This is a genomic window from Agromyces sp. NPDC058484 (assembly GCF_042720415.1).
In the GTDB taxonomy this organism is placed as follows: Bacteria; Actinomycetota; Actinomycetes; order Actinomycetales; family Microbacteriaceae; genus Agromyces.
Genome location: NZ_JBHXMP010000006.1, coordinates 168453 through 183575, shown reverse-complemented (window position 1 = coordinate 183575; position 15123 = coordinate 168453). Strand labels below are relative to the sequence as shown.

The 15123-nt window shown below is 72.2% G+C and carries 12 protein-coding genes; 4 read left to right on the top strand and 8 right to left on the bottom strand.

Features of this window, described 5'->3' with window-relative positions; translation table 11 throughout:
• Window positions 1–1023, bottom strand: a 1023-nt coding sequence (locus ACFWN7_RS07365; RefSeq protein ID WP_376938108.1) for an integrase core domain-containing protein, incomplete at its 3' end; no start/stop codon positions are given.
• 236 nt (window positions 1024–1259) lie between these two features.
• A complete protein-coding gene (ggt, locus tag ACFWN7_RS07360; protein WP_376938107.1) occupies window positions 1260–3128 on the bottom strand; it encodes a gamma-glutamyltransferase in 1869 nt (622 codons plus the stop codon).
• 213 nt (window positions 3129–3341) lie between these two features.
• Between ggt and ACFWN7_RS07355 the strand changes: the two genes are divergently transcribed.
• From ACFWN7_RS07355 to ACFWN7_RS07345, 3 genes are read left to right on the top strand one after another with little or no spacing between them, the layout of a single operon-like run.
• A complete protein-coding gene (locus tag ACFWN7_RS07355) occupies window positions 3342–4685 on the top strand; it encodes an outer membrane lipoprotein carrier protein LolA (protein ID WP_376938106.1) in 1344 nt (447 codons plus the stop codon).
• Between the two features lie 12 nt (window positions 4686–4697).
• On the top strand, window positions 4698–5630 hold the full coding sequence (locus tag ACFWN7_RS07350; protein ID WP_376938105.1) for an ABC transporter ATP-binding protein: 933 nt from the start codon (window positions 4698–4700) through the stop codon (window positions 5628–5630).
• Window positions 5620–6534 (top strand): ABC transporter permease, encoded by a 915-nt coding sequence (locus tag ACFWN7_RS07345; RefSeq protein ID WP_376938104.1) that lies wholly within the window; start codon window positions 5620–5622, stop codon window positions 6532–6534. Before ACFWN7_RS07350 ends, ACFWN7_RS07345 begins: the two co-directional genes overlap by 11 nt.
• 258 nt (window positions 6535–6792) lie before the next feature.
• On the opposite strand, the gene ACFWN7_RS07340 is transcribed toward ACFWN7_RS07345, so the two are convergent.
• The 6 genes from ACFWN7_RS07340 to cofD all read right to left on the bottom strand — a co-directional run bounded on the left by ACFWN7_RS07340 (window position 6793) and on the right by cofD (window position 12862).
• Window positions 6793–7284: a hypothetical protein gene (locus ACFWN7_RS07340; protein ID WP_376938103.1), complete on the bottom strand. Its 492-nt coding sequence runs from the start codon at window positions 7282–7284 to the stop codon at window positions 6793–6795.
• 9 nt (window positions 7285–7293) lie between these two features.
• On the bottom strand, window positions 7294–8199 hold the full coding sequence (locus ACFWN7_RS07335; protein WP_376938102.1) for an ABC transporter ATP-binding protein: 906 nt from the start codon (window positions 8197–8199) through the stop codon (window positions 7294–7296).
• Window positions 8196–9344, bottom strand: coding sequence for a putative F420-0 ABC transporter permease subunit (locus ACFWN7_RS07330; protein ID WP_376938101.1), 1149 nt, complete (start codon window positions 9342–9344; stop codon window positions 8196–8198). The genes ACFWN7_RS07335 and ACFWN7_RS07330 overlap by 4 nt, the downstream gene beginning before the upstream one ends.
• Complete coding sequence (locus ACFWN7_RS07325; protein WP_376938100.1) at window positions 9344–10399, bottom strand: putative F420-0 ABC transporter substrate-binding protein; 1056 nt, start codon at window positions 10397–10399, stop codon at window positions 9344–9346. The genes ACFWN7_RS07330 and ACFWN7_RS07325 overlap by 1 nt, the downstream gene beginning before the upstream one ends.
• A 268-nt stretch (window positions 10400–10667) precedes the next feature.
• Window positions 10668–11684 (bottom strand): EamA family transporter, encoded by a 1017-nt coding sequence (locus ACFWN7_RS07320; RefSeq protein WP_376938099.1) that lies wholly within the window; start codon window positions 11682–11684, stop codon window positions 10668–10670.
• Between the two features lie 47 nt (window positions 11685–11731).
• Window positions 11732–12862 (bottom strand): 2-phospho-L-lactate transferase, encoded by a 1131-nt coding sequence (gene cofD / locus ACFWN7_RS07315; RefSeq protein ID WP_376938098.1) that lies wholly within the window; start codon window positions 12860–12862, stop codon window positions 11732–11734.
• Window positions 12863–12955: 93 nt separating this feature from the next.
• Here cofD and ACFWN7_RS07310 point away from each other — a divergent pair, with 93 nt between their 5' ends.
• Complete coding sequence (locus ACFWN7_RS07310) at window positions 12956–15007, top strand: elongation factor G (RefSeq protein WP_376938097.1); 2052 nt, start codon at window positions 12956–12958, stop codon at window positions 15005–15007.
• The last annotated feature ends 116 nt before the right edge of the window (window positions 15008–15123 follow it).

The window sequence follows — 15123 nt, the reverse complement described above, 5'->3', positions numbered from 1 at the left end:
GCGGCCGATCTGGAATCGCACGCCTCGGATGCCGACCCCGCCGTCGCGGCGCACGGTGAGGACGCTCTCACCGGCCGGGGCGGCCGTGTCGACTCCGGGGTACGGGGTCGGGGTGTCGTCGCCTGGGATCACGGGGTCGACGGGTGCGGGCCGTGGCCGGGGCGGCTCGGCGATAGGGGTGGCGTCCCAGGCCTGCTGCGGGGTGATCCGGCCAGGCAGCCCCTGATGCGGGCGCTCGGTGTTGTAGATCACGTCGAACGCGTCGACTTGCGCTTGGAGCTCGGCGATCGTGGCGGCCAGGGGTTGCTTGTCCAGGTACCGGAACAGGGTCTGGTGGAACCGTTCGTTCTTGCCCTGCGTGGTCGGCCTGTACGGCTTCCCGGTGATCGCCGCCACCCCAAGGGACGTGACGTAGGTGACGAGCTGGCCTACCCACCCGCGCCGGGACGGGTTCAGCGCGGCCCCGTTGTCGGTCAGCAGCCGCTGCGGCACCCCGCGGGCGGCGATGCCCTTCCTGACGACCGCGAGAGCTCCCTCGGCGGTCTCACCGTCGGCGACGTGGGAAGCGATCGCGACGCGGGAGTGGTCGTCTTCGAGCTGGAAGATGACACACGTGCGGCCACCGGTCAGGACGTACTCGGTCGCGTCCAGCTGCCAGCACGCGTTCGGCGCGGGATACACGAACCGGCGGTACGCCGCACGAGGCCGCTTCTTCGGCTCCAACCGGGCGACGCCCGCGTCGCGGAAGATCCGCGCCAGTGACGCCTCGGACGGGGCGGCCAGCCCCAACGATCTCATCTTCTCGTGCACGCTGATCGGCCCGTGATCCAGCCCCGACCGTTCCAGCGCGGCGCGCACATCCAGAGCCTGCTGCTTCACGTCCTCGCTGAGCCTGGTCGGGCTGTTCTTCGGCCGTCTCGAGCGTGGCTCCAACGCTGCCGCCGGCCCATCCGTGATGGTGCGCTTACGGATCTCGTAGAACGTCTTCCTCGAGATCGAGTGCTCGGCGCAGAACGTGGTCACCGCCCCGCGCGGAGCATCAGCGGGCCACCGGGTGATCGCGAGTCGGATACGAGGGTCTACAGGCTCAGAAGGCTTCACCCACCGATCTGACCCGACGAAGTGTCACCACCAAGACCCCCGGAACTGTCACCGATGTCCTGACACAGAACTGTCACCGATGTCCTGCGAGATAACACATGAGATGTGAGCGCTCGCACGTCATGCAAACCGGCCAGAGTCATGCAATCGCGACGGCGTCACGGTGCCGGTTCGAGCACCAGGCCGGTGCCACCACCCCGGCGCACCGGCTCGGCTGCGGCGATCATCAGCCCGCTCGCGTCGACCTCGATGGCGGCCGCGGCCCCGATCTCGCCCGTGGGCGTGAGCGCTTGGCCGAACGGCGCGAGGTCGTCGGCATAGGCGGCGATGAAGTCGGCCTCGGCCAGATTGGCCGCGGTGTTGCGCTGCGTGGCCCGCGGGGCTGCGACGGCGTCGGGCATCGTCATGCCGAGGTCGATCCGGTTCATCAGGATCTGCACCACGGTGGTGATGATCGTCGACCCGCCCGGCGATCCGATCACGTAGCGCACCTCGCCATGGTCGAGCACGATCGTGGGCGACATCGACGAACGCGGCCGCTTGCCGGGCTCGATGATGTTCGGGTCCGCCGGGTCGGGAACCGCACTGAAGTCGGTCAGCTCGTTGTTCAGCAGGAACCCGCGCCCCGGCACGGTCATGCCCGAGCCGCCGGTCTGCTCGATCGTGAGGGTGTAGGCGACCGCGTTGCCCCACTGGTCGACGACCGAGAGGTGCGTCGTCGAGATGTTCTCCGTGTCGGCGTGCTCTTCGAGCGCGACGGCATCGCAGCCGGCGGCGTCGAGCGGTGCCGCGGGCACCGGCTTGGCCGACGCGGCATCGGGGTCGATCTCGCAGGCGCGAGCGTCGGCGAACTCCTGGCTGAGCAGCACCTCGGTCGGCACGTCGACGAACGCCGGGTCGCCGACGTATGCGTTGCGGTCGGCGAAGGCATGAGCCGTGGCCTCGAAGTACAGGTGCAGACTCCGGCCCACGTCGTCGGCCGACAGCTCGAAGTTCTCCAGGATGTTGAGCGATTCGCCGACGGTGGTGCCGCCCGACGACGACGGCGCCATGCCGAAGACGTCGAGTCCGCGGTACTCCACGTGCGTCGGGTCCTGCTCGAGCACCTCGTAGCCGGCGAGGTCGTCGGCGGTCATGTAGCCCGGGAACGCCGGCAGCGTCGACGCCGGATCCGTGCGCGGGTCCTGCACGATGTCGGCGATCTCGTCGGCGATGGGGCCGTCGTAGAACACGTCGGTGCCGCGCTTCCCGATCTGCCGGAGCGTCCTCGCGAGGTCGAGGTTCTTGAACTTCGACCCGACTCTCGGCGCGTCGCCATCGGGCAGGAACAGCTCCGCGGTGTCGGGGAAGGCGGAGAATCGGTCCTTGTTCGCGAGCGTCTGCTGCCGGAAGGTCTCATCGACCGTGAATCCGCGCGTGGCGAGCACGATCGACGGCTTCAGGATGTCGCGCAGCGACTCGGTGCCGAACCGGTCGAGCGCCGCCTCCCACGTGGCGAGCGTGCCAGGAACGCCGACCGAGACGCCCGACGACACGAGCTGGGCGAACGGGTACGCCTGGCCGAGCGGTCGTTCCGGGGTCACGCTCCCCGGGATGATGAACGCGTCGCTCGGCATGGCGGCGGGCGCCGTCTCGCGCCCGTCGATCGTGGTGACCTCGCCGGTCTCGGCGTCGAAGTACACGAAGTACCCGCCGCCGCCGATGCCCGCACTGTACGGCTCGGTCACGCCGAGCGCGGCGGCCGTGGCGACCGCCGCGTCCGCGGCATTGCCGCCCCGGCGCAGCACCTCGAGCCCGATGCGGCTCGCCTCCGCGTCGACGGACGAGACGGCACCGCCGTATCCCGTGGACGTCGGCGGGGCCGGTGGTGCCGGACGGCCGGTCGCGACAGCGTCGACCCCCGCCGCGGCAGCGGTGGAAAGCGCGGAGGCGGGCGTCGCCGCGGCGACGGCTCCGACCGCGAGCGACGCCGCGAGGGCGAGGCTCATGCGGCGGAACGCTGTGCGACGGCGGACGACGTTGACCATGGAAACCCCCCGAACTGGGTACACCTGCCGATCCGCCCACCCTAGACCCGTGGCGCTTCGAGGGGCAATGGGTGATCCGCGTCGCGGTCGGGCGTGCAATGGGTGATCCGCGTCGCGGTCGGGCGTGCGATGGTTCAGAGTAGCCGTCGCACCGATCCTGAACGTTCTCCACGCATCGGACTACGGATGCCTCGACCGGCGTACCCTGAACACATGCGCGCCACCGCACACAACGCATCGCGCCGCGAGATCCTCACCTGGATCGCCGTGGCGGCCGTGCCGCTCGCCATCGGCACCGGCTTCTGGCTGCCGATGCAGGCGAACGCCGCGGTCGACCTGCCCGACCTCACGCCTGCCGAGCTCATCGAGTTCGCGGCGTCGAGCGAGGTCGACGCGCTCTCGGGCACGGTGGAGCAGACGTCCGAGCTCGGCCTGCCCGACCTGTCGGGACTCACCGGCGCGATGGGCGGGAGCGCAGGCGGCGACAGGACCGACGGGCCCGGCACCGACGACGCCGACGATGACGGCCGCGCCGAGGCATCCGCCACCGACCTCGACGACCTCATCTCGCTCGCGACGGGAACGCACACGGCGCGCGTCTACCTCGACGGCACGAACGCCCGCCTGCAGGTGCTCGACCGGCTCGCCGAGCGCGACGTCTACGTCTCACCCGACGGCGCCTGGGTCTACGACTCCCGCGAGCAGGCGGCGACGCACGTCACCGTCGACCGGGCAGCCCTCGACGCGCTGAAGTCCGAACTCGAGGCAGAGTACGGGGCGCAGGCCGACGCGCACGCCGACGAACTGCGCGAGCGACTCGAAGCCGAGCTCGGCGCGCCGCTGCCGACGCCCGAGCAACTGCTCGACGAGGCGCTTGCGAAGCTCGACGAGTCCACCGCCGTCTCGGTCGGCACCGACAGCCGGGTGGCCGGCCGCGAGGTGTACGAGCTCGTGCTCGAACCGCGAGACGCCGACACGCTCGTCGGCGAGGTGTCGATCGCGATCGACGGCGACACGGGCGTCGCGCTCGCGGCATCCGTCACCGCTCGCGGCGCCGAGGAACCGTCGTTCGGCGTCGCCTTCACCGAGGTCTCGTTCGAGGCGCCGGATGCCTCGGTCTTCGCGTTCATCCCGCCCGCCGGAACGACCGTGACCGAGCACGTCGTGCCGGTGCCGACCGTGGCCGAGCTCGAGCGGTGGAAGGCCGAGGCCGAGTCCGAGCGGCCGGGCGAGGGCGACGGCGAGCGGATGCCGCGGCCGATCGTGCACGGCGAGGGCTGGTCGGCGGTCGTCGAGCTGCCGACGGGTGCGGCGAGTGCGGGCGAGGAGGGCGCGGGCGGTGAGGGCGCCGATGGTGCCGGAGGCATCGGCGCAGAGGCATCCCATCGACAGGCTCAGGGCGACGCCGCGATGCTCGACACCCTCACCGAGCCCGTCGACGGCGGACGCATCCTGCAGACCTCGCTCGTCACCGTGCTCTTCACCGACGACGGGCGGGTGCTCGCCGGCGCCGTGACCGCCGACCGCCTGCGGGGCGCCGCCGCGAGCGGTCGCTGACGGGCGCCCGAGGTGGCAGCACTCGCGATCGAGACGCAGGGCCTCACCAAGCGCTTCCGTTCGCAGCTCGCCGTCGACGGCCTCGACCTCGCGGTGCCGCAGGGCGCGGTGTTCGGATTCCTCGGGCCGAACGGCTCGGGCAAGACGACCACGATCCGGATGCTGCTCGGCCTCGTCGCGGCGACGGCGGGCGGTGCGCGCGTGCTCGACGCCGACATGCCCCGGCACGGCGACTCGGTGCTGCCGCGTGTCGGCGCGCTCGTGGAGGGACCGGCGTTCTCGCCGTACCTCTCGGGCGAAGCGAACCTGCACCGCTTCGACGCCGCCGACCGCCGGGCGCCGCGCCGCACCCGTGCGGCCCGGGTCGCCGAGGCGCTCGACCGGGTCGGGCTCTCGCACGCGGCGCGCAAGAAGGTGCACGCCTACTCGCTCGGCATGAAGCAGCGGCTCGGACTCGCGAACGCGCTGCTCATGCCGCGCGAGCTGCTCGTGCTCGACGAGCCGACGAACGGCCTCGACCCGCAGGGCACCCGCGAGGTGCGGGCGCTCATCCGCTCGTTCGCGGTCGACGGCACCACCGTGTTCGTGTCGAGTCACCTGCTCGCCGAGGTCGAGCAGATCTGCACGCACGTCGGCGTCATGAGCGCCGGGCGGCTCGTCGCCCAGGGCACCCTCGAGGAGTTCCGCGACGAGGGCGAGGCGCGGGTGCTCGTGCGCACGCCGGATGCCGCCCGCGCACGCGAGGTGCTCGCCGGGCTCGGCCTCGCGGCCGACCCGGGCGAGGACGCGTTCGTGACCGCGCCGCTCGGCACGACCCCGCCCGAGGCGGTCGTCGCCGCGCTCGTCGACGCCGGCGTGCGGGTGCGCGGATTCGAGACCGTGCACGCCGACCTCGAGCAGCGGTTCGTGGAGCTCACCGGTGAGGGGTTCGACGTTGTCCAGTGAGGCCGACCTCGCTGGTCGAGGAGCGCCCGACGCCCTTCGACGGGCTCAGGGAGGACGCGCATCGAGACCTGCTCGATCGGCGGGCGGTGGCGGCATCCGCTCCCTTCTCGGCTCGGAGCTGCGCACCCTCTTCCGCCGGCGCCGCACCTGGGCGATGCTCGGCGCGCTCGCGCTCATTCCGATCCTGATCGCGATCGCGATCATCATCGCCGGGCCGGCGCCGACCGGACGCGGGCCGGCGTTCCTCGACCAGATCACGAACAACGGGCTCTTCGTCGGCCTCACCGCGATGATCGTCGCGATCCCGCTCTTCCTGCCGCTCACGATCGGCGTCGTCGCCGGAGACGCGATCGCGGGCGAGGCGAGCCACGGCTCCCTCCGCTACCTGCTCATCGCGCCGGCCGGACGCATCCGCCTCCTCGTCGTGAAGTACCTCGCGGCGGCGGCGTTCTGCGCGGCCGCGACGCTCACCGTGGTCGTGGTCGGCACGGTGATCGGCTGGGTGCTCTTCCCGATCGGCGAGGTCACGTTGCTCTCGGGCACCACGGTGAGCGTGGGCGAGGCGCTGCTGCGATTCCTCGCGATCGCCGCGTACGTGGCCGTGTCGCTCCTCGGCATGTCGGCGATCGGCCTGTTCCTGTCGACGCTCACGACCGTGCCCGTCGGGGCGATGGCCGCGACCGCGATCCTCGCGGTCGTGTCGCAGATCCTCGGTGCGCTGCCGCAGCTGGAGTGGCTGCATCCGTGGCTCTTCACGCACTACTGGCTCGGCCTCGGCGACCTCATGCGCGACCCCGTCGTCTGGGACTCGTTCACCGACAATGCGCTGCTGCAGGCGGGCTACATCCTGGTGTTCGGCGCGCTCGCGGTCGGTCGGTTCCTCACGAAGGACGTGCTGTCGTAGCGGAGTGTCGTCGTCGTCACGGGCTCGGCCAGCGGATGCCGCGGGGCTCGCGCTCGCCCTCCCGCGCGCGCCGCCCGGGCCGGGCGCGTTCGCAGGACCAGAGCGATCACAACGCTCGTGGAAGCGGTATGACCCCGCTCATCCTTCGTTCGCCTCGAACGGTAGATCCATTCCGTGCTGACCGCCCGGACGACCTACGACGCGCTCGGAGCGCGTGACACGCTGGTCTGACTCTCCCGAGCGCGCCGGGCGCGCGGCTCAGTGCCGCTCGCCCACACTCGGCGGCAGCTTGCAGAGATCGTAGAAGTACCGCTTCGGCGCCGACTCATCGGTCTCGTCGACGATCACGCTCACGCTCGCGTGCGGCAGCTCGTCGCCGGCGAGCGTCCACACCGAGAAGTGCCAGATGCCGCGGACCGACAGGTTCAGCAGCCGGCGACCGTCGACGATGAGCACGGTGCCGGCGCCCTCGGCGCCCGGGAGTGCGCCCGCGCGGAACGGTTCGACGGTCTCGCTTCGCAGCGTCGCCTCGTCCACGTCGCCGAGCGAGAGCCGCACCACGGATTGCCCTCGCGTGACGAGTGCGGCCGCGAGATCGTCCGCGAAGCGGGCTGCTCGCGCGTCGGATGCACCCTCGACGGCGACGAGCCGCCGCCCGGCCCACGAGTTGTGCAGGAACTCGTCGGCGATCCAGTCGAGCAGCGTCCGCCGGCGGACGCTCAGCTCCCTCACCTCGGTGGACTCGCTCATGCGATCAGGCTACGCCTCGCGGCCGGCGATGGAGGCCGTGTGCGCCCGCGACATCCGCTCGCCCGTGACATCCGAGAACGCGACGAGCGGTCGCCCGGTCGACGGATGCTCCAGCACCTCCGCCTCGACGCCCCACACCTCCCGGATCAGGCCGGACGTGAGCACGTCGCGCGGCTCGCCCGCCGCGACCACGCGGCCGGCCGACAGCACGACGACGTGATCGGCGTAGCTCGCCGCGAGGGAGAGGTCGTGCAGTGCCGCGAGCACCGTGAGCCCGCCGCCGGCGAGCGTGCGGAGAAGCCCGAGCATGGTCAGCTGGGCGCGGATGTCGAGGTGATTCGTCGGCTCGTCGAGGAGGAGCAGCTCGGGCTCCTGGGCGAGCGCGCGGGCGAGGTTCACACGCTGGCGCTCGCCGCCTGACAGCGACCCGTACTCGCGGTCGGCGAGCCCCGTGAGTCCCGCGTCCTCGAGGCAGCGGCGAACGACGGCGCGGTCGAGCTCGCCCGGTCCGGCGAACGCGCCGAGGTGCGGGGTGCGCCCGAGCGCGACGACCTCGGCGACGCGCAGGCCCGGGGCATCCGTCACCTCCTGTTCGGCGAGAGCCAGGACTCGGGCGCGGTCGCGTCGGCGCAGCACGGCGAGATCGCGGTCGCCGAAGCGCGCGGTTCCGGCATCCGCTCGCTCGATTCCGGCGATGAGGTGCAGCAGCGTGCTCTTGCCGGCGCCGTTCGGGCCGAGAAGCGCGCCGATCCGACCGCCGGGCACGGTGCAGTCGACGTCGTCGATGACGAGGCGGCGTCCGCGGGTGAACCGCACGCGGTCGGCACGGAGTCCGTCGGCGCGGAGTCCGTCGGCGCGGAGTCCGTCGGTGCTGCGGCCGCCGGTGCGGCCGCAGGTGCTGCGCGACTCGGTCATGTCAGCCTCCGGCCTCGGAGCATGAGCACGGCGAACACCGGCCCGCCGATGAGGGCGGTGAGGATGCCGACGGGCAGCTCGCGCGGATCGAAGAGCGTGCGTGCGCCGGTGTCGGCCCACACCAGGAAGATGGCGCCGGCGAGCGCCGACAGCGGCAGCAGCGCGCGGTGCCGCGACCCGACGAGGAACCGCACGGCGTGCGGGAGGATGAGCCCGACGAACCCGATCGCACCGCTCACCGCGACGAGCGCACCGGTGAGCAGGGCGGTGCCGGTGAGCATCCATGCCCGACTGCGCCCCACGTGCACGCCGAGGGCCGCCGCCGCGGTGTCGCCGAACGCGAAGGCGTCGAGGGTCTTCGCGCTCGCGAGCAGGGGCACGCCGATCACGATGACCGCGCTGCCGGCGATCGCCACCGACGTCCAGTCGGTGCCCGCGAGTGAGCCGAGCAGCCAGTTCAGGATCTCGCGGTAGCTGTCGCCGGTCGCGCTCCAGAAGATGACGAGGCTCGTGATCGCGCCGAAGACGGATGACACGGCGAGCCCCGCGAGCACGGTTCGCGTCGGGGTGAGCGCTCCGGCCGCGTTCGCGAGCGCGAGCGTCGCGGCGAGGGCGACGAGCGCGCCGGCGAACGCGGCGAGCGGAAGGAGCAGCCCCACGCCGAGCACGATCACGATCACGGCGCCGACCGACGCGCCCGACGAGAGGCCTAGCAGGTACGGGTCGGCGAGCGGGTTGCGGGTGAGCGCCTGCATCACCGCGCCGCAGAGCGCGAGGCCCGCGCCGACCGCCGCGGCGGTGAGCACGCGCGGCATCCGGAGCTCCCAGACGATGCCGTCGCGCAGCGGGCTGAGCGTCGGCTCGCCGATGCCCAGGTGCGCGAGCACGCTCGCCCACACGTCGGCGGGACCGAGTCCGGCCGGTCCGATGGTCACGGCCGCGACGACGGATGCCCCGAGCAGCACGACGAGCGCCGTCGCCCACGCACCCGTGCGCGCGCCGCCCCAGTGCAGATCGAGTGGGCGAAGTCGGCGCTTCTTCTGCTGGTTTCCATCAATATTCGCCCACTCGATCGGAATGGTGGGTGACGGTGAACGCGGACGCTCATCGGCTGAGCGCTGCTCGACCCGCTGGTCACCAGACATCAGCGCCTGAGCTCTCCGAGCTGCTGCACGAGCGACGCCGCCGCGCCGACGTTGCGCACGCCCGCCTCGGTCGCCGGGAAGTCGACGACGAGGTACCGCTGCTCCGCCACCGCCGGCAGCGCCGCGGTCGCCGGGTTCGACTCGAGGTGCGCGATCTTCTGCTCGGCGGTGTTCCACGCCGCGTCGACGAGCACGATCACGTCGGGATTCGCCGCCACGATCGCTTCCCACCCCATCGCCGTCCAGGTGTCCTCGACATCGGCGGCGACGTTCTCGAGGCCCGCTGCCGACATGATCATCTGCGGGGCGCCGATGCCCGCTCCGACGTAGGGGGTGTCGTCGCCGGAGCTGTACCAGAGCGCGGTGAGGCCCGCGTCGTTCGGCTCGAGCGCGTCGAGCTCGGCGCGCTGCGTCGACACGAGGTCGGCCGCGGCATCCGGCACTCCGAAGATGGCACCGGCCTCCTCGAAGTGGCGGAAGACCTCGTCGAACGTCAGCGGGTTCGGCATGTACCCCTCGCCCTTGCAGGCCGCGGGCGCCACGTAGCTCGCGACGCCGAGCTTCGCGAGGGTGTCGCGGTCGCCGGCGCCCTCGGCGGTGAGGTTCGACTCCCAGCCGGCGAAGACGAGGTCGGGCTCGGCCGCGAGCGTGACCTCCTGGGACGGCACCCTGTCGGAGAGCACCTCGAGGCCGGATGCCGCGCCGGCGAACTCGTCGGGCACGGGGCCGTCGCCGAACGCGGTGCCGACGATGCGGTCTTCGAGCCCGAGTGCGAGGAGGAGCTCGAGCGTCGACGACTTGATCGTGACCACGCGCTCGGGGGCGGACTCGAAGGTCACCTCGGTGCCGCAGTTGTCGATCGTGACGGGGAACGCGGATGTCGCGGTGCGAGCGCGTTCGGCCGCGTCGGCATCGATGTCGCCGTCGCCGGACGCGCCGGACGCGCCGGGCGATCCGCACCCGGCGAGCAGCGCGATGACGGCGACGGAGGCGAGCAGGGCGGCCGCGCGGGTGGCACGGGTGGCACGGGTTCGCGTCATGAGGTGGGTGGGCATGGATCCTCCGGGATGGTTGCAGCGGATTCCGACGATGTCGGCGACGCGCGGCCCAATCCCGGGCCACCCTGACCGGTCAAACACAGACCGGTCGTCGAGACCAGCATATCGTCGCGATCGATTTCACGCGGCATCCGCCCCTCAGACTGCAGGCCCCCGTGGTCGAGACGAGCGACTCTCTCAGGGGAGGGGTGTGTCACCGGGCCCCCGGTGTCGAGGCCGGATTCCCGGGCCGCGCGGGGAGCAGACCAGGACCGCGGCCGTCGTGTCACGCAAGCCCGAGCATGACGGATGCCGCGACCGCGAGCGCCGCACCGGCCGCCTGCATGCGGGTCAGCCGTTCGCGCAGCACGACCCACGCGAGCACCATCGTCGCGACCGGGTAGAGGTTCGTGAGCACGGCGACCACCGCGACGTTGCCGGCGTGCAGGGCGAACATGAGCAGCGCGTTGCCGGCGCCGATGAGGAGCCCTGCCGCTGCGGCGAGCGCCACCGCCCGGCCGGTGGTATCGAGCCGGGCGGCGCCGGGCGACGGCGCGGAGGCGAGCGTGGGCGTCGCACCCCGGAGCGCACGAGGCGGGCCTCCGGTGGCCGCCGCTCGCGTGCCGTCGACCGGACCCGGACCCGGATCCGAGCCGCCTGCGGCCGGCCGATGCTCGTCGAGGAGCGAGATCCACCGCGACACGGGCGCACTCACCCGCGAGGCGACCGCGACCGCGAGGAGGACGACCACGCCGATCCCCGTGTCGAGCGCGACGGGGATGAGCGCCGCGTCAGCCGGCACCCGGTCGAGCGCGATGGTGGCGAAGCCGAACCCGAGCCCCGACACGACGGCGAGCATGAGCGTGCGGGGCCGCAGCGACCGCACGCTCACCCGCCGCTCGAGCCCGATCATCACCGAACCGACGATCGCGACCGCGATCGCGACCCACGCGAGCGGCCGCAGCACCTCACCGAGTACGAGCGCGGCGACCACCGGTACCGCCGAGCTGAGCAGCGCGATCAACGGGGTCACGAGTGAGATCGGGCCTGCCGCGAGGGCGGCGTAGAACGTGACGAACCCGACGAGTGCGAATGCGCCCCCGGTGAGACCGCCTGCGACCGCGGGCGCCGACCAGACGCCGCCGGTGATCGCCACGGCGACCACGAGCACCGCCGCGGCGAAGCAGTAGTTGATCGTGGTCGCCCTGAACACGGTGGAACGGCGCGCGGCGACCCCGCCGAGGAAGTCGGCCACGCCGTACATGAGTGCGGCGCCGAGAGCGAGCACGACCACCAGCAGCATCGTTCAACTCTGGCGCATGCCACCGACATCCGGCCAGCGACTTCAGGTCATCGCCCTCCGACATCCGGCCAACCCGCACGGCGTACGGCGGCGCCGGCGTCGATGGCGGCGCCGGCGAGCGCGGCCGACGTGTCGAGATCACGCATCCAGAGCGGCACGGATGCCGCGACGAGGCCCATCTCCTCGAGCGGCGCGACGGCCGCGGCATCCGCCTCGTCGACGAGCCACGCATCGAGGAGACCGCCGCTGCCGCGCGCGCCGTAGTGCCGACCGACCGCCTCCGCGCTCGTCTCGACGCCGATGACGGGCAGGCACGCGTCGGCCATGCCGCGAACGACCTTGCCGCCGATGATGGGAGAGATGCCGACCACGGGCGCGTGCGTCTCGGAGATCGCCTCGCGGATGCCGGGGATCGAGAGGATCGTGCCGATCGACACGACCGGGTTCGACGGCGCGACGAGCACGAGGTCGGCGTCGGCGATCGCCTCGACGACACCCGGTGCGGGGCGGGCCTCATCGATATTCCGTTGCCGGAATGCGACGGCGGGAAGCGACGCGCGATACCTCGTCCACCACTCCTGGAAGTGCAGCTCGCGCTCGCCGGTGGGAGCGTCGGCGTCGGCGACCGTGACGTACGTGTCGACCTCGGTGTCGGTCGCGGGGACGAGCCGAACGCCGAGCGGCCACCGGGTCTGCAGGCGCGCGGCGACCTCGGAGATCGTCGCGCCGTCGCGGAGCCACGCCGTGCGCGCGAGGTGCGTGCCGAGGTCGAGGTCGCCGAGCATGAACCACGGCCAGCCCACGCCCCACTCGCGCAGTTCCGCGGCGACGCGTTCGGTCTCACCGGCGCGACCCCAGCCGCGCTCGGTGTCGTTGACGCCGGCGAGCGCGTACAACAGCGAGTCGAAGTCGGGCATCAGTCGAACGCCGGCGAGCCAGACGTCGTCGCCGGTGTTCACGATGACGGTGACGGCGGTGCCCTGAGCCTGCGGTGCCCTGAGCTTGTCGAAGGGTCGAACGGATGCCGCGGTGCCGCCGTTCCCCCGGTGCCCTGAGCCCGCGGTGCCCTGAGCTCGTCGAAGGGTCGAGGGGTCCGGCCACCGCCTGGCGCACTCCTCGCGCACGCCGCGCACGAAACGCGACCCTCCGACTCCGCCCGCGAGCACCGTGATCTGCACGGGATTCAGCGTAGGCGTCTCGCCACCCTCTGGCATTCCCGGCCGGATCGGTCCACGATGGATGGACGGAACCGCACCGGCGCGGGAGGCCTCATGAACTCGGTATCCACTTCGACCCACCGCACCATCGCCCTGCTGGGCGCTGCGGGGTCGGGCAAGACGACACTCGCGGAGGCGCTGCTCTTCCGCGCGGGAGCCATCCCGAGAGTCGGCAGCGTCGAGCAGGGCACGACCGTCTGCGACTACGAGCCCGAGGAGATCGCCCGAGGAACGACCCTCGGGCTCTCGCTCGCCTACGTGACGTGGCCGCACGCCGACGGCGAGTGCGAGATCACCCTGGCCGACACTCCCGGACGTGCCGATTTCGTCGGCGCCGTCGACACCGCCCTGTCGGTGGCGGATGTCGCACTGATCGTCGTCAGCGCGGTCGACGGCGTCACGGCGGGCACCCGGTTCGCATGGAGCGCCGCGGGAGCGGCCGGCGTACCGCGCATCGTCGTGATCACGCAGGAGGACAAGGCCCGCGCCGACTTCCACCGCGTGCTGGGCGAGCTGCGGCGGGTGTTCGGCGACCACCTCTGGCCCCTCGAGCTGCCCCTCGGCGAGGAGGCGGAGTTCCACGGGATCGCGGACGTGCTCAGCGAGCAGGCACTCGTGTACGACGAGAGCGGGCAGCATCGCGATGGGCCGGTGCCGCCCGAGGCCGAGGCCGAAGAGCACCGGATGCACCTGGAGGTCACCGAGGAGATCGTCTCGCACGATGACGAGCAGCTCGAGGCGTACCTGGAGGGCCGCGAGCCGAGCGCCGCCGATCTCGAGCGGACCTTCGCCAAGGAGGTCGCGACCGGGGAAGCCGTTCCGGTCGTCGTGTGCTCGGGGCTCACCGGCACCGGCGTTGATCGCGTCGCCGACCTCGTGTGCGAGCTCTCCCCGTCGGCACTCGAGGGGGAGGCGCGGATCGTCATCGGCGACGACGCCGGCAAAGAGCTCGGCGTCGCCCCGAACCCCGACGGCGAGGCGCTCGTGCATGTCTTCCGAACCGTGGCCGACCCGTTCGTCGGGCAGGTCTCGATGCTCAAGGTGCTGTCCGGTGTCCTGCGTCCGAGCGACCGGCTGCGCAATGCCACGACGGGTGCCGACGAGCGCATCCACGGGCTGTTCCGGCTCCGCGGTGCGGAGCACCTGCCGGCGGATGCGCTGCGGGCCGGCGACGTGGGCGCGGTCGCCAAGCTCACCGGGTCGCCGACGGGCTCGCTGCTCTGGTCGCGCCAGAACGGCGTCGCACGTCCGGCTCCGCTGCCGAAGCGCGCAGCCGTCTTCGCGGTGAGCCTCGCGCCGGCGTCGCAGTCGGACGACGAGAAGATGTCGACGGCGCTCTCGCGGCTCGTCGCGGAGGATCCGACGCTCGTCATCGATCGCGCCCGAGACCAGACGATCCTGCGCGGCCTCGGGGACACGCATGTCGCGGTGGCCGTGGAGCGGCTCGCCCGGGTGTTCGGCGTGCACGTGAACACCGGCCCCGCGCCCGTGGCGTACCGGGAGACGATCGCCGGGTCCGCCGATGTTGAAGGCAAGCTCAAGAAGCAGTCGGGCGGCCACGGGCAGTTCGCCGTGGTGCAGTTGCGCGTCTCCCCGCTCTCGCCGGGCGAGGGCTTCGAGTTCGTCGACAAGGTGGTCGGCGGTTCCGTTCCCCGCACGTACATCCCGGCCGTCGAGAAGGGCGCACGCGACGCGCTCGCCGCAGGCGGGCCGCAGGGGCATCCGGTCGTCGACGTGCGTGTCGAACTGTACGACGGCAAGTCGCACTCGGTGGATTCGTCTGAGATGGCCTTCCGCACGGCCGCGTCGATGGGCGTCAAGGCCGCGCTCGCTGAGGCGGGCACCGTGGTGCTCGAGCCGGTGTCGATCGTGACCGTGACCGTGCCGACCGAGCTGCAGGGCACAGTGTTGACCGACCTGTCGGGCCGCCGCGGTCGGGTCAGCGCGACCGAGACCGCCGACGACGGTCGCGCCCGCGTGGTCGCGAGCGTGCCCGAGGCGGAACTGGCCCGCTACGTGCTCGACCTGCGGTCGATGACCGGAGGCCAGGCGGAGCTCACGATCACTCCCGACCGCTACGCGAAGGCGCCGAGCGGACCGAAGTGACGTTCGGGTCGCGCGCTCGGCCGACCCCGCCGCCGCCACTGTCTTGGAAGCCATCACCGCAGTGAAAAGCCGCCACCGCAGTCAAATGCCGCCACCGCAGTCAAGAGGAACGGCAC

Bases quoted from the DNA above. Each gene is read 5' to 3' on its own strand.
- ACFWN7_RS07310 (WP_376938097.1), top strand. From the start codon at position 12,956: ATGAACTCGGTATCCACTTCGACCCACCGCACCATCGCCCTGCTGGGC.
- ACFWN7_RS07340 (WP_376938103.1), bottom strand. From the start codon at position 7,284: ATGAGCGAGTCCACCGAGGTGAGGGAGCTGAGCGTCCGCCGGCGGACG.
- ggt (WP_376938107.1), bottom strand. From the start codon at position 3,128: ATGGTCAACGTCGTCCGCCGTCGCACAGCGTTCCGCCGCATGAGCCTC.
- ACFWN7_RS07325 (WP_376938100.1), bottom strand. From the start codon at position 10,399: ATGCCCACCCACCTCATGACGCGAACCCGTGCCACCCGTGCCACCCGC.
- ACFWN7_RS07320 (WP_376938099.1), bottom strand. From the start codon at position 11,684: ATGCTGCTGGTGGTCGTGCTCGCTCTCGGCGCCGCACTCATGTACGGC.
- ACFWN7_RS07355 (WP_376938106.1), top strand. From the start codon at position 3,342: ATGCGCGCCACCGCACACAACGCATCGCGCCGCGAGATCCTCACCTGG.
- ACFWN7_RS07330 (WP_376938101.1), bottom strand. From the start codon at position 9,344: ATGTCTGGTGACCAGCGGGTCGAGCAGCGCTCAGCCGATGAGCGTCCG.
- ACFWN7_RS07335 (WP_376938102.1), bottom strand. From the start codon at position 8,199: ATGACCGAGTCGCGCAGCACCTGCGGCCGCACCGGCGGCCGCAGCACC.